Origin of the sequence: Brachybacterium sp. NBEC-018 (assembly GCF_024860185.1) — a bacterium.
Lineage (GTDB): Bacteria > Actinomycetota > Actinomycetes > Actinomycetales > Dermabacteraceae > Brachybacterium > Brachybacterium rhamnosum.
Window position 1 is genome coordinate 2,684,713 of sequence record NZ_CP100650.1, and the last position, 13,570, is coordinate 2,698,282.

Genomic DNA, 13,570 nt, shown 5'->3' on the forward strand with positions numbered 1-13,570 from the left:
CCCTCAGCGTGGCGTGAGCAGGAACAGCCGCGGGTGGTGCCCTTTCTGGAAGAAGCGGTGCTCGTCCTGCAGCGCCCAGGCGGTGCCGGGCCGCTCGAGGACGGCGTGCATGCGCCGGATCTCGTGGGTGAGCACCCCGAGCCGCGCCCCGGGCGCCGCGAGTCCCGCCGCCCGGTCCAGGAGGTCGGCGAGCAGCTGCTCGTTGCTCTCGTGCTCCCCGTGCAGCGTGCCCCAGGGCGGGTTGGTGAGGATCCGGGTGAAGCCGCCCTCGATCGGCGCCTCCCGCACGTCCCCCGTGATCCACTCGACCCGGCCGCGGCGCCGTGCCGCGCGCTGGTGGGCGGTGGCCGCGGCGATCGCGGCGGGGTCGAGGTCGACGCCCACGGCCCGCGCGGGGGCGGTCTCGTGCAGCTGCTCGATGAGGAAGGTGCCGGAGCCGCAGGTCATGTCCAGGAGGGAATCCTCGGCCCGCACGTCGAGGAGGTCGAGCACGGTCGCCGCGATCGTCCCGTTGACGGCGCCGGGGTAGTTCACGGTGCGCCAGGCGCGCGTCGCGAGCGGCCGGGGCGTGGTGCGCAGGAGCACCTGCCAGCCGGCCTCGCCGCTCGGGGTGCGCCGCACCCGGGCCACGAGGTCCCCGTCGGCGTCGTCCACGGGGAGTCCGGCGGCGTCGGCGAGGGCCTCTGCGAGCCGGCGCATGTCGGTCGAGCCCGCTCCTGCCGCCTCGAGCCGGAGGCCGTGGAACACCTGTCGCGGGCGCTGGCGGGCCACGTCCTCGAGCAGGGACGCGAGGCGCTGCTGGAGCGAGGTCTCGAGCAGCTCGCGGGGACGGCGCACCGGGGCGGTGAGCGTCGTCGAGGCCGCGACCACGCGGCGCAGGGCGCGCACGCCGTCGAGGTCCGCGGTGCGCAGCGTGAGCTCGGTGGGGGTGAGCACCGCCGCGGGACCCAGCCGCCGCGCCTCGGCGAGGGCGGAGGGTGCGCAGCCCTCGAGCACCTCGAGCACGAGCTCATGCGTGATCTGCGACATCCTGCTCCGTCCTGCGGGGTCCGACGGCCGCCTGATCTGCGGTCTGTGGTGCGGCCCTCGGGAAGGCTACCGGGCCCCGGCCCGCGGATCGGTAGACTGCCCGGGTGTTCATCGTGAGTGTGTGTTCGCTGAAGGGCGGCGTCGGCAAGACGTCCGTGACCCTCGGGCTGGCCTCGGCCGCTCTCCACCAGGGGATCAACACCCTGGTGATCGACCTGGACCCGCAGGGCGACTCGACCCTCGGGCTGCTGGGCGAGCCCGCGACGGGTCTCGACATCGCGGAGGTCCTCTCCTCCCCGCGCACGGAGACGGTGGACCGCTCCATCGTGCCCGTGCCATGGTCGCAGGGCGAGTCCTCGCATCTCGACCTGATCCCGGGCACGGGGCGCTCCGCGCTCCTGGACTCCCCCGCCCCCGCCGCGAAGGACGTCCGCCGCCTGCGGGAGGCGCTGGACAAGCGCACCCACCAGTACGACCTCGTCCTCGTGGACTGCCCGCCGTCCCTCAACGGCCTCACGCAGACGGCCCTCGCCGCCTCGGACCGCGCGCTCGTGGTCTCCGAGCCCGGCTTCTTCGCGGTCACCGCCGCGGATCGTGCGCTCAAGCTCGCCACGGAGATGCGGGAGGACGGCATCGCTCCCCGGCTGATGCCGCTGGGCCTCGCCGTGAACCGCTACCGGCCGCGCTCGGTCGAGCACCAGTACCGCCTCGCGGAGCTGCGCGACCTCTTCGGCGAGCTCGTGCTCGAGCCGGTCATCGAGGAGCGCGTGGGTCTGCAGCAGGCGCAGGGCGGTGCCGTGCCGCTGCACCGCTACGAGGGCGCCTCCGGCAAGCGCCTCACCGAGGACTTCGACGCGCTGCTGCGTCGCGTGCTCGACTCGCGACAGCACTCCTGAGCCCCGCCGCCGCCCGGCGCCTCCGCGCGCCGGGCACGCCGGTCCCGAACACTGAACGGCGGGCCCCCTCCCCCGGGGGCCCGCCGTTCGTGTGCGGTCTGCGGATGCCGGCCGAGGCCGGCGGCGGTGCGCCTGGTCTCAGCCGGCGGCGCGGTTGCGGCGACGGGCGGCGAGCTCGTCGTGCAGGGCCAGCTCGGCGTCGTCGGCCGGGTTGACCCCGGGCAGCACCGAGAGCTCGCTCTCGACCTCGCGCCAGACGCGGCCCACGGCGATGCCGAAGACGCCCTGGCCGCCCTGGACGAGGTCGAACACGTCCTGCGCGGAGGTGCACTCGTAGACGGAGGCGCCGTCGCTCATGAGGGTGATCTCGGCGAGGTCGTCGATCCCGCGCTCGCGCAGGGCGCCGACGGCGACCCGGATCTGCTGCAGGGAGACGCCCGTGTCGAGGAGGCGCTTGACGACCTTCAGCACGAGGATGTCGCGGAAGCCGTAGAGGCGCTGGCTGCCGGAGCCCGAGGCGGCGCGCACGCCGGGCTCGACCAGGCCGGTGCGGGCCCAGTAGTCCAGCTGGCGGTAGGTGATGCCTGCGGCCTTGCACGCGGCAGGACCGCGGTACCCGAGCTCTCCGGGAGTGTCGACGACCTCGTCGAAGAGCACTCCCTGCTGGGGTTCCGCGGGCACAGTGGACTGCGCCTGTCGATCATCGCCGCGAGTGGCGTTCACAGCTGCCTCCGGGTTCCGGCTCCCGACGGGGAAGATGGGAGCACCGGCTCAGCGTAGCGCGAAGGGACGGCGCGCCGGAAGCAACGCGCCGCGATCGGGTCACGGACCGGTCACGGTCGTGGCCCGCGAGTGCCCCTCCTCGGGGCTCCGGGTCCTGTGGATCCCCTGGTCAGCTGCCCCGCAGCCGTGATCGGAGGAGGGAGCTGTGCAGGGTGATCATGGACTCGCCGAGATCCCGCGCGTAGTCCTCCGCCTCACCCCGCGAGGCGGGATCCGCGGGCCGCGAGCGCGGCGAGGCGACCGAGCGGATCATGTGCGCCTCCCGCTCGGCGGAGGTGCGCAGCATGACGAGGTGCCGCGGGTGCAGACCCTCCGCCGCGAGGTCGCGGGCGGCGGTCGTGATCTCGAGCTCCGTGGCCCCGTAGAAGATCTGCCCCTCGGGGAGCATCCCGTACTGCTCGAGCTCGACGAGGAAGGCGTCGTCCACCGCGGCGCGGGAGCAGAGGCCGCTGCGGTCCAGCCGCACGGCGTGCATCGTCGCCGAGGGACCGGGCCGGGAGGCGATCGAGGTGATCTCCCCGTCGCCCTCGACCCCGTGCTCGAGGAGGTGCTCCTTGATGACCTTGAGCGGCCAGAACCGGTCCCGCTGCGCGCGCAGCACGAAGCGGAGCCGATCCACGTCGGAGCGGGAGTACTTGCGGTACCCGGCCGCCGTGCGCTCGGGGGTGATGAGCCCCTCCGCCTCGAGGTAATGGAGCTTGGAGTGCGCGAGATCGGGGAACTCGTCCCGGAGCAGCTCGAGCACCTGCCCGATGCTCATCCGCGCGGACGGCGAGCTCCCCGGCCTGCGCGATGCGGAGGCCGGCATGCCTCAGTCCGTCCCGACGAAGGGATGGAAGGTGAGGCGGTACTTGCCGATCTGGACGTCCTGCCCGGCCTGGAGGACGGCCTCGTCGACCCGCTCCTTGCCGAGGTAGGTGCCGTTGAGCGACCCGAGGTCACGCACGAGGAAGGAGTCCCCGTCCCGCACGAAGGCGGCGTGGCGGCGGGAGACGGTGACGTCGTCGAGGAAGATCTCGCAGCCGGGGTGGCGGCCGGCGACCGTGGTGTCGGCGTCCAGCAGGAAGCGGGCGCCGAGGTTCGGACCCTTGCGCACGATGAGCAGCGCGCTGCCGCGCGGCAGGTTCTCGATCGCCCGGCGGTCCTGGGCGGTGAGGCCGGGCTCGGCCTCCTCGACCGGGTCGCTGGGCGAGATCGCGCTCAGCTTCGACGTGTGATCGAGATTGTCGTCGTTCCACTGGTGGTTCGTCGTGGACACCGTGCACCCCTTCCCGGACCTGCGGCGCGTCCTGTCTTCTGGTCCGACAGGATACGGCGGACACATCCTCGCACGTCGAGAGCCCGCCGAGAGCCCGCTGGGGACCATCGGCCCCAGGTCCTGTCAGGATTTGACCTTCACTTGACCACCCGCGAGTACTCGGGCTCGCGGACGGTCGCGAGCGCCTCGATCGCGACCTGCTCCTCGGAGCTCACCTCGAGGCTCCCGCCGTCCGCCGCGACCGAGTCGACCGCACCGCCGGGGATGCTCAGCGCCGGCTCCATGACGGTCGGGTCACCGATCGCGAGGACGTCGAAGGGGGCGGGCACGCGCGTCCCGTCCACGAGCAGCGAGCCGTCCTCCGCGGTCGTGAACGACGTCGAGGCGACGACCCGGACGTCGCCCACCTGGATCACCTCGGCGCCGGCGTTGCGCAGCTCCTGCACGACGCCGAGGACGGTGCGCGCCCGGACGGTCCCGGTGCTCTCCGTGACCCGCGCGGAGATCCCGCGGCCGTAGGCGGGCGAGGTCCCGGCGACGATCTCGAGGTCCTCGAGCCGCTCCTGCGCGGCGTTCTGCGCGGCGACGTCGTCCTCGTGGCCGGCCTGCAGGGTCGCGAGCGAGCCGTCGAGGTCCTCGTTCTCCTGCTCGAGCTCGCTCACGTGGCGGTCGGACTCGTCGAGCAGGCGCACGAGGTCCTCCTGGGTCGCGCCCTGCAGGGCGTCCTCGTCCTGCGCGCGCACCTGCACCACGATCGTGATGCCGAGCAGGAAGCAGAGCACGCCGACGATGACCTGCTGTGCGCTCGCATGGGGGCGCAGCGTCTCGCGCAGGCGCCGCAGCACCTCCCGCTGCTCCTGGCGGGACTCGGGGATCCGGGAGCCGTCGCTCATGACCGGAAGAGGCGGCGACGGATCGCGGCCGCGTTGGAGAAGATCCGGATGCCCAGCACCACGATCACGGCGGTGGAGAGCTGCGCGCCCACGCCGAGCTGGTCGCCGAGGAACACGAGCAGCGCCGCGATCAGGACGTTGAAGAGGAAGGAGGTGATGAAGACGTGGGCGTTGAAGACCCCGTCGAGGACGGCGCGCAGGCCGCCCGCGAGGGTGTCGAGCGCGGCGACCACGGCGATCGGGAGATAGGGCTGCAGCACGGCCGGGACGTCCGGCTGGAGGAAGAGGCCCACGGCGATGCCGATCAGCAGGCCGAGGATCGCGATCATGGGGTCTCCTTGTCGGTGGCGCCGTGATCGGCGTCGGTGTCGGTGGGCGGGGTGTCGGCATCGGTCGCGCCCGAGCCCGCGGTGTCCGTGCCGCCCGCGGAGTCGCCGGCCCCGTCCGGCGGCGTCGCGGAGGCCTCGCGCAGGGCCGCGGGGGCGCGGGCCGGCACGGAGAGGTCCTCGGAGGTCTCCCACGACAGGACGATCCCGAACCGCGAGGAGATCTCGGAGAGGTACTCCCCCGTCGCCTCACCCTGGACGGCCTGCTCGATCGCGGCGCCGTCGCCGAGCGCGACGATGCGATAGGGCGGCGAGAGCGGGCGGAGGTCCACGAGCACGGCCGATCCCGCGGTGCGGATGGCGCTCGAGGCGGAGATCCGCTGGCCGTTGACGGCGATCGCCTCGGCGCCCGCGGCCCAGAGCCCGTTGACGGCGATCTGGAGGTCCTCGTCGGTCGCGCGGTTCACGGTGCCCTCGGCGACGCCGGGCGAGGCGGGGAGCGGGGCGGAGTCCTCGACCTGCAGCACGACCCCCGATCCGCTGAGCGCGGTCGAGGCCGTCGCGGTCTCGTAGGTGGACAGGCGGGCGGCCGCGGCGGAGTCGGAGGACTGCAGCACGTCCTCCTGGAGCGCGCTGATCTCCGACTGGAGGTCCTCCTGGCGCTGCTCGAGGCCGACGGCGCGCTCGCGGGAGTCCTGCACCTCCTGCTCGAGCGCGGCGCGCGGGGAGTCCTCGGAGACGGCGTCCGCGCGGAGGTTCGTCACGGCGACGGCGACCGCGAGCCCCAGCAGGATCGCGATGACGAGGGTGACGACGCGGCTCGCGGGGGTGTCCGGGTGGGAGTCCGTCTCGGAGTCCTCCTCGGTGCCGCGCAGCTCGTCGACGTCGAGCGGGCTCGAGGTGAGGGCGCGCAGCAGCGACATCGGCGAGTACGGGGTCTCGCCGTGGGGTGTCTCGCGGGACGGCTCCGGCATGGCCGCCACGATATCGGGAGGTGAGGGAGCGGCGGATGCGTGACCGCGCGGCGCGCCGGGAGGCGCACCGGGCGGGTGCGGGACGGGGCCCGCCCGTGGTGGGCGGGCCCCGGAGGATCAGCGGGAGCCGACGAGGTTGTTGCCCACGAGGCTGCTCTCGCCGCCGCCGTCGGAGGCCCCGGACGGCGGGGTTCCGCCCTCGGGCGGGGTGCCGCCCATGCCGCCGCCCCCGTCGGACGGACCGCCGCCGGAGGGCGGGGTCCCGCCCATGTCGCCGCCGCTCACGCCCGGCTCGGTGGACGGGTCGATCGCGACCGGGAGCGTCACCGTGAAGCCGGAGGCGACGTCGCCGTCGACGGTCGCGAGCTGCAGCTCGCCGCCGTCGTCCCCGAACACGTTGTCGGAGTCGAGGGTGATGTTCGCGAGGTTCTCGGTGGAGCCGTCGTAGCCGTCCTCCGCGTAGACGGTCTCCGCCACGTCCTGCGGGATCGCGACCTGGGAGGTCGCGAGCAGGTTGTCGGTGCTCGTGATGGAGGCCTCGTCCGGGTAGACCTCGAAGTGGATGTGCGGCCAGCGGCCGGCGTAGCAGCCGGGGATGATGCTGGTGAAGGTGACCTGGCCGTTCTCGTCGGCGACCTGAACGCCCCGCAGGAAATTCTCGTTCTCGAGCCCCTCGGAGTACAGGGAGTAGAGGCCGTCGGCCGTGCAGTGCCAGACGTAGACCGCGACCCCGGCGTAGGGGGCGTTGTCCTCCTCCATGTTCGTGATCGTGAGGGTGAGCGTCATGGGGACGCCGGAGACGGCGGTCGTGGAGTCGCCGAAGCTCGCGGTGATGTCGGAGCGGACGATCCCGGACTCGGTGAGGACGTTGACGCCGTTGGTGCCGTCCGCCGGGTAGGGGCCGTTCGTCTCCTCGGGGATCTCGCCGTCGGAGGTGGTCGAGGAATCGGAGCCGCCGTCGGAGGCGGTCGAGTCGGAGTCCGAGGCGCTCGAGGTGCTGCACGCGGCGAGACCGGCGACCGCGGCGCCCGCGCCCAGGGCGCCGAGGGCCCGGCGACGGGTGACCATCGTGGCGATGTCGAAGCCGAGCCCCTGGTCCGCGAGCGGCTCGTCCTGGTGGGCGAGCCGGCGTCCCTCGTAGTGGAGGCTGCCGTCGGTGTCGCGCTGGAGGCGGGGGTCCTGGTCGGTCATGCGGTCACGTCCTTCGTCTCGGTGATGATGACAGCGACGCTACGGAGGCCGTTTATGCCGCGGCTTCGGCGTTCCTGTGCCCCTGCTGTGCGACGGCCCCCACGAGGGTGCCGCAGGTCACGTGCCTCTCGATTCGCGAGCACGGCCCCGGGCGGGGTATCGTTGCTCTCGGTCCTTCGGGGCTCACCCTCTCGGGCTGTGGCGCAGCTTGGTAGCGCACTTGACTGGGGGTCAAGGGGTCGCAGGTTCAAATCCTGTCAGCCCGACCGAGAGAAGCCGCCGGCCAGTGAATCCACTGGTCGGCGGCTTTCTTCATACCCTGCGAACCCTCTCCCGGCGCTCAGACCCCGTCGTAGAGGAGCAGGATCTGCACCGCGGTCATCCGGTCCTCGTCGCCGAAGTCCCGCCCCCTCGTGTCGAGGACGAACTCCTCCCACTGCGCGCCCTCCGCTCCGAAGATCGTCGCCCAGTGCGTGGCCTCGGCCCTCGAGCCGAACCTCATGTAGGTCCCCAGGCGCGTCTCCCACGCCTCGACGCATCCGATCTCGTTCGCACAGTAGGTGTCGGTGACGTCCGTGGCCCGACCGAGGCCCGGCTGGTGCGCGACCAGGTCCTCGACCGCGATGGTCGAGAACAGATAGGAGCGCGCGCCCAGGGCGATCGTCACCAGCGTGAGCACGACAGCCGTCGCGCCGAGGGCGATGCGCCGCCGGCCTCGGCCGCTCCCCCATCGAGTCGAGTCCGCCACCATGCGATGCCCCCTAATTCCCATGGCGGGCCGGGCGTTGCGCTCGCTCCGGGCCGTCGACCCCCTGTGGGCCTGCCAGCACCTTAGGAGCGATCGCCGTCGGGGCTCATGGCGCGGGCCGGTCCTCCACAGGATGCGCGCGACCCCTGCACACGGCCCCGTCACGCCGCCTCGCCGGGGGTGCACCGCCGTGGAGTCCCGCAGCCGTCGAACGCGTCCGTGCCGTACCGACCGGTCGTACCCGGTGACGCCCGACGACGACCTGCCTAGCATCCTCCTCCGGGAATGGGTGTTCCGCTGCACGCCCTGTGGTTCTGCCATGGCGCAGGGCGTGCAGCTCTCACCGATCGATGTGTCGCTCGCAGCAGGAAGGGCAGCAGTGGATCGTCACCGGAACGTCGGCATCGAGGTGCTGGCCGGGCTCATCGTGCTCGGCCTCGTCGCGGTCACTCCGCTCGGACTCTCGTTCGCCCTGTTCGTCGCCATCGTGGTCGGCGTGGCCGGCGCCCTGGTCACCTTGGTGCGCTCGGCGATGCGCCGCGAGGATCCCGCGGCCGCGCCTGTCGTCCACCGTCGCCGCCGGCGCTGACACCGCGCCGACCGGCACCTCCCGCCGATCACCGATCGATGCGCACCCGGGGTCCCGCAGCACTGGTCTCGGCGACGCTCGCCGTGACGACGATGTCGGGATGCGCCGCCTCGCCGACCTTCGCGGATGCCCGCGAGCTGTACGAGGTGATCAGCGCGCACGTGACCTGCGCGCCCGAGGGGACGCAGGATGTCGAGGAGTTCGCCGCCGGTGAGCTCGCCCCCAGCGCGCCGTCGCTGAACCGGCTCACGGGCGAGTGCTACGGCCCGGAGGAGGGCCTGGCCTACGACGTGGTCCCGTACGTGGCCACGGACGCCGACGACGGCGAGCAGCTCGTCGCGGCTCTCCGCGCCCAGTACTCGCGGTTCGACATGGTCGTCGGCAGCGCCTGGGTGGTCGTCGTCTGGGACGCCCCGGATGACGACATCGAGGCGATCACGAGGACGATCGCCGACGAGATCGGCGGCGAGCGGGTCCCGCCCGGTCAGTCCGACCCGCCGAATTGATCGCACTGCCACCTGCCGGGCCATGGCTCGACGGTGCCCTTTGAGACGACAACCTGCCATGCAGGCCCACCGGACACTTTCGGATCGATAGCCACTTTCCCTTCCCCTTCTGATCTTATACCGACCGTGCGGTCGGACCGGCTGAGTCATCTCCTCATGTCCTGCTCGGTGCAGGTCGGTGGTTGCTCACGAGAAAAGTTTGCAACGTCTCATTCGACTTCTTTTCCACCTCTATTGTCCCGTGTTGTCCGAATCACAACAGCGGGCGATCAGTCGGCGCGAACGCCATCACGGGACCGATGACGCCCTCGTCGTGATGCCTGGCGGAGGCCCAGGTGTCGAAGGAGAGAAGATGACCACGTCCACGCATCCCACCAGCCGCCGCTCCCTCATGAGAGGTGTCGCCTGGGCCGCCCCCACCGTCGCGATGAGCATCGGCGCCGCCCCGGCGATCGCGATCTCCCCGACCATCGAACCTGCTCTGAACACAGATTCCAGCTGCAAGGAGACCCAGGGCTCCAAGCGCTACTACCTCGCCTTCACGATCGACAACAAGGGGTCGGCGGATGCGGAGGTGCGAGCGATCCAGCTCTCGGTGACCCCGGACTCCGGCTCCACCGTCGTGTTCAGCGGAGGCCTGCCCACCCGCTGGTACCCGCTGCCCGGGAAGGACAGCATCGAGATGTCCTTCCGGTCGAGCACCAGCGGGAACATCGCCAATGGCATCGCGACGGCGACGTTCGAGGTGCGGGATCTCAGCGGGTCCACGCAGAACATCGTCACCACATTCCGTGTCGACAGCCTGCCGCCGTGTGAATGCGTTCCGGCCCCCTGCAGCCCCCGCCCCGCGAATTCTGGGGAGCGCGGTGTCCCTGCAGAGAATTCACCGTCGACTCCGTCCGACGGTGGTCAAGGCTGAGTCCCCGTCCTTCCACGGCGCAGGCCCTCGCACTGACGGGCCTGCGCCGTCCCTCTCGGCTGCCGGAGGACGACCACAGTGCACGGCGCTCCGCGGGCCCAGGGGCGCGTCACCGCGGGCCGTGCGCCTCGAGGATCCTGCGGACCGCCGCGGTGTCCGCGGCGTCGAGCGCCTCGAACGGCTCGGGCACCTGGTTGCTGCCGATCACCCCGAGGAGCTGCAGCGCCGTCTTGAACGCCCCGACGCCTGCGCCCCAGCCGTTCTGCCCCCGCGCGACGAGCGCGATCTCCATGAGGGCGGCGAGCCGGTCCTGGACGCTGCGTGCGGTCTCCCACTCCTCGGCGCGGGCGGCCCTGTCGAGGGCGACGTAGCCCGCGGGGTCGACGTTCGCGAGGCCCGGCACCGAACCGTCCGCACCGGAGAGGTACGCGCCATCGACGACGAACTCGTGGCCGGTGAGCAGGGAGAGCGGTGACCCCGCCTCGCGGTTCATGCGGACGAGCCGCCGGAAGGAGATGTCGTCCCCGGAGGAGTCCTTGACGCCGGCGATCACCCCGTCGGCCCCGAGGCGCACGAGCATCGCCGGGTCGAGCTTGGTGTGCACGCACACCGGGATGTCGTAGGCGTACACCGGCAGCGGCGAGCGGTCGCCGAGGATGCGGAAGTGGCGCTCGATCTCGGGCAGGGCGGTGATCGCGTAGTAGGGTGCGGTGGCCACGACGCCGTCCGCTCCGAGACGGGCCGCCTGCTCGATGTTCTCGAGCACGGCGGCCGTCTGCGGGGCGACCGCACCGACGAGGACGGGGACGCGCCCGTCGACCGTGTCGACGATCTCGCGGATGACCTGCTCACGGACGGCCGAGGTGTGGAAGGCGACCTCGCCGGTCGAGCCGAGCGCGAAGAGCCCGTCGACGCCCGCGTCCACGAGACGGGTGACAACCGAGCGCAGACCCTCCACGTCGAACGAGCGATCGTGGTTCAGCGGGGTGATGATCGGGGGGATCACCCCGGTGAGGCGCTGCGCCGAGGAGGTGGGGAGGGGGTCCGAGGTCATGGAGGTCGTCGCCTTTCGCGGTGGGGAGCAGGAGGGATGATCAGGAGGCGGGCTCGGCCGCGGGGCTCGCCCCGGGGACGTCGTCGGTCAGGTCGGTCTCGCGCAGCGCATCCGGATGGACGAGACGCTGCGCGAGGGCCGGGGCGTTCACGGAGAGCAGCACGATGACGACGGCGGTCAGGCCGAACGAGAGGACGGCCAGCGCCATCCCCAGCGGCATCGTCGAGGCGAGCGAGGCGCCGAGGACCGGCGCGATCGCGCCGCCGAGGGCGCCGATGTTGTAGGTGTAGCCGAGGCCGGCGACGCGCTTGTCCGTCGAGAAGTAGCCGCCGATCCACTTGGGCAGGAGCCCGGAGATGCCCTGACCGAACACCTGCTGCGCGAACAGCAGCACCCCGAGGAGCAGCAGGTTGCCCCCGCCCACGAGGAACACCGGGAAGATGAGGAGCTCGGAGACGACGAGGCTCATCCAGTAGGCGCGGCGGGTCCCGAACCGGTCACCGGTGAACCCGGCGACGATCGCACCGACGGCGCTGCCGAAGCCGGCGAAGAAGATGACGTCGGCGACGCCGCCGGCGTCGAAGCCGAGCTCGGTCTCGAGGTAAGTGGGCAGCAGCGCCTGGATCGGCCACGAGTACAGGAACGCGGCGAGCACGGTGATCATGAGGGCGACTCCCGTGGGCCAGCGACGGCCCTCGAACTGCACCATGAAGAAGACGAAGATCGCTCCCAGCAGGATCGCGAGGGGGACGATCGCGACGGGGCCGGTCACGATGCGGGCGAAGATGAGGAGCAGCGCGGCGAAGGCGGCGAGCGTGAGCAGGATGTTGAGCACGCGGCGCGGGCCGGTGTAGAGCGTCGTGAACATGTCCTGGGTGCGGCGCTCTCCCCCGACGGTCCGGCGCTCCTCCTGGAGCCGCTGGAAGTCCGCGGACTCCGGGAGCGTGCGGCGCAGCCAGAGCGCCAGGGCGATCGGCACGAGCCCGAGCGCGAACATGCCGCGCCAGCCCCAGGTGGGCTCGACGAAGCGGTAGACCTGGGCGGCGATCACGGTGCCGATGGAGAAGCCTGAGATCAGGAAGCCCGACGCCTTGTTGCGCATGTGGGTGGGCCAGGACTCGATGACGTAGGTCGAGCTCGAGGAGTACTCACCGGCCATGCCCATGCCGATGAGCAGACGTGCGAGGAACAGCATCCAGTAGCCCGGGGCGAGTGCACACAGCAGCGAACCGACCGAGAACAGGACGATCGACGTGATCATCGCGTGGGTGCGCCCGAACCGGTCCCCCAGGGCGCCCAGCAGCATGCCGCCGAACCAGCGGGAGACGAACGCCGCGGAGACGAGGGTCGCGGCGACGACGGTGGTGAGGTCGAAGTCCGCCATGACGTCCGTGAGCACGAGCGAGATGATGACGAAGTCGAAGCCGTCCAGGAGATAGCCGAGCCAGGAGGCGAAGAAGGCCTTCCACTGGGTGCGGCTGAGCTGACGGAACCAGGGGCCGGAGGCCGGGGCGGCGGGGGCGGGAGTCGTCATCGACTGCTCCTCTATCGGTTGTCTGACAAATTTCGTCGCGAGGAAGGGTAAGAACCGCCGGGCCACCGCACAACACCGCCCGTCGCGATGCTCGCGAAGCACCAGATCAGCGCGGGGACGTCCTCATCGGACCGCGTGGTCAGGGGCGGCACCACCGAGGGCGCGCAGCAGCGGCGCGTAGTGCTGCTTGACCGCCTCCCGGTACCCCTCGAGGTCACCCGCCACGGCCGTGTCGAGCATCGCGCCGTGGGCCGCGGCGGTGAGCGCGATGTCCTTCGGCGGGGACATCTCGAAGTCGCCGACGAGGGTCGTGTGGATGTCCCAGAAGGCGCTGAGCAGGTTCTCCGCGAGCAGGTTGGGGCTGGCGCCGCGCAGCAGCTCGGCGTGGAAGGCCCGGTCCTCGTCCGGGAAGTGCTCCCCGCGCCCGGCACGCTCGACCATCGAGGTGACGAGGGAGCGGAGACGATCCTGACGGGTCCCCGTCAGCGCGTCGACGACGAGCTCCGCGTGCCCCAGGTCCAGGGCGCGGCGCACCTCGACGATGTCCCGGAGTGTCTCGGCGGCGCTGCGGCGGTCGATCAGACCCCGGAACGAGACGCTCTCCACGAGCGGCTTGAGGGAGACCTCGCCGACGAAGCTCCCGCTCCCGTGCCGCACCTCGACGAAGTCGAGGGCGTCGAGCCGGCGGAGGGCCTCACGGACGCTCGAGCGTGAGACGCCCAGCTCGTCGCACAGCACCGCCTCGGTGGGGAGCGGGTCACCGGGGCCGAGCCCGACCTCGACGATGTAGTCGCGGATCCGATCGGCCACGACGGTCGCGGCGTTCGGCCGGCGGACGGGATCCATCTGCTCCTCCTCGGCGTGCTCACG

16 protein-coding genes and 1 tRNA gene are annotated in these 13,570 nt (G+C 71.9%); 5 read left to right on the top strand and 12 right to left on the bottom strand.

Features of this window, described 5'->3' with window-relative positions; translation table 11 throughout:
• Positions 1-3: 3 nt before the first annotated feature.
• Positions 4-1,029, bottom strand: a complete 1,026-nt coding sequence (locus NLU66_RS12175) for a methyltransferase (RefSeq protein ID WP_259359940.1) — start codon at positions 1,027-1,029, stop codon at positions 4-6.
• Positions 1,030-1,133: 104 nt separating this feature from the next.
• On the opposite strand from NLU66_RS12175, the gene NLU66_RS12180 reads away from it, so the two are divergent.
• Positions 1,134-1,925 carry a ParA family protein gene (locus tag NLU66_RS12180; RefSeq protein WP_259359941.1) on the top strand — a complete coding sequence of 264 codons (792 nt, stop codon included), beginning with the start codon at positions 1,134-1,136 and terminating at the stop codon, positions 1,923-1,925.
• 138 nt (positions 1,926-2,063) lie between these two features.
• Here the strand turns inward: NLU66_RS12180 and NLU66_RS12185 are convergent, their stop codons facing one another.
• From NLU66_RS12185 to NLU66_RS12215, 7 genes are all read right to left on the bottom strand, one after another.
• Positions 2,064-2,648, bottom strand: coding sequence for a MerR family transcriptional regulator (locus NLU66_RS12185; RefSeq protein WP_319641461.1), 585 nt, complete (start codon positions 2,646-2,648; stop codon positions 2,064-2,066).
• Between the two features lie 169 nt (positions 2,649-2,817).
• Positions 2,818-3,453 carry a MerR family transcriptional regulator gene (locus tag NLU66_RS12190; RefSeq protein ID WP_259359942.1) on the bottom strand — a complete coding sequence of 212 codons (636 nt, stop codon included), beginning with the start codon at positions 3,451-3,453 and terminating at the stop codon, positions 2,818-2,820.
• Positions 3,454-3,519: 66 nt separating this feature from the next.
• Positions 3,520-3,966: an FHA domain-containing protein gene (locus NLU66_RS12195; protein ID WP_323374416.1), complete on the bottom strand. Its 447-nt coding sequence runs from the start codon at positions 3,964-3,966 to the stop codon at positions 3,520-3,522.
• Between the two features lie 137 nt (positions 3,967-4,103).
• Complete coding sequence (locus NLU66_RS12200) at positions 4,104-4,859, bottom strand: DUF881 domain-containing protein (protein WP_259359944.1); 756 nt, start codon at positions 4,857-4,859, stop codon at positions 4,104-4,106.
• Positions 4,856-5,188, bottom strand: a complete 333-nt coding sequence (locus tag NLU66_RS12205; RefSeq protein ID WP_137770831.1) for a small basic family protein — start codon at positions 5,186-5,188, stop codon at positions 4,856-4,858. The genes NLU66_RS12200 and NLU66_RS12205 overlap by 4 nt, the downstream gene beginning before the upstream one ends.
• Positions 5,185-6,159: a DUF881 domain-containing protein gene (locus NLU66_RS12210; RefSeq protein WP_259359945.1), complete on the bottom strand. Its 975-nt coding sequence runs from the start codon at positions 6,157-6,159 to the stop codon at positions 5,185-5,187. Before NLU66_RS12210 ends, NLU66_RS12205 begins: the two co-directional genes overlap by 4 nt.
• 117 nt (positions 6,160-6,276) lie before the next feature.
• Positions 6,277-7,350, bottom strand: a complete 1,074-nt coding sequence (locus NLU66_RS12215; RefSeq protein ID WP_259359946.1) for an intradiol ring-cleavage dioxygenase — start codon at positions 7,348-7,350, stop codon at positions 6,277-6,279.
• 192 nt (positions 7,351-7,542) lie between these two features.
• Between NLU66_RS12215 and NLU66_RS12220 the strand changes: the two genes are divergently transcribed.
• A tRNA-Pro gene (locus tag NLU66_RS12220) sits at positions 7,543-7,616 on the top strand.
• Positions 7,617-7,690: 74 nt separating this feature from the next.
• On the opposite strand, the gene NLU66_RS12225 is transcribed toward NLU66_RS12220, so the two are convergent.
• Positions 7,691-8,017: a hypothetical protein gene (locus NLU66_RS12225; RefSeq protein WP_259359947.1), complete on the bottom strand. Its 327-nt coding sequence runs from the start codon at positions 8,015-8,017 to the stop codon at positions 7,691-7,693.
• A gap of 400 nt (positions 8,018-8,417) precedes the next feature.
• Here NLU66_RS12225 and NLU66_RS12230 point away from each other — a divergent pair, with 400 nt between their 5' ends.
• The 3 genes from NLU66_RS12230 (at position 8,418) to NLU66_RS12240 (ending at position 10,112) form a co-directional block, all read left to right on the top strand.
• Positions 8,418-8,687 (top strand): hypothetical protein, encoded by a 270-nt coding sequence (locus NLU66_RS12230; protein ID WP_259359948.1) that lies wholly within the window; start codon positions 8,418-8,420, stop codon positions 8,685-8,687.
• Between the two features lie 38 nt (positions 8,688-8,725).
• Complete coding sequence (locus NLU66_RS12235) at positions 8,726-9,193, top strand: hypothetical protein (RefSeq protein WP_259359949.1); 468 nt, start codon at positions 8,726-8,728, stop codon at positions 9,191-9,193.
• A 352-nt stretch (positions 9,194-9,545) separates the two neighbouring features.
• Positions 9,546-10,112, top strand: a complete 567-nt coding sequence (locus NLU66_RS12240; protein ID WP_259359950.1) for a hypothetical protein — start codon at positions 9,546-9,548, stop codon at positions 10,110-10,112.
• Between the two features lie 109 nt (positions 10,113-10,221).
• On the opposite strand, the gene NLU66_RS12245 is transcribed toward NLU66_RS12240, so the two are convergent.
• From NLU66_RS12245 to NLU66_RS12255, 3 genes are all read right to left on the bottom strand, one after another.
• Entirely contained in the window at positions 10,222-11,166 is a 945-nt protein-coding gene (locus NLU66_RS12245) for a dihydrodipicolinate synthase family protein (protein ID WP_259359951.1), read from the bottom strand.
• A gap of 40 nt (positions 11,167-11,206) precedes the next feature.
• Complete coding sequence (locus NLU66_RS12250) at positions 11,207-12,700, bottom strand: MFS transporter (protein WP_259359952.1); 1,494 nt, start codon at positions 12,698-12,700, stop codon at positions 11,207-11,209.
• Between the two features lie 123 nt (positions 12,701-12,823).
• Positions 12,824-13,546 carry a FadR/GntR family transcriptional regulator gene (locus tag NLU66_RS12255; RefSeq protein ID WP_259359953.1) on the bottom strand — a complete coding sequence of 241 codons (723 nt, stop codon included), beginning with the start codon at positions 13,544-13,546 and terminating at the stop codon, positions 12,824-12,826.
• Between the last annotated feature and the right edge of the window lie 24 nt (positions 13,547-13,570).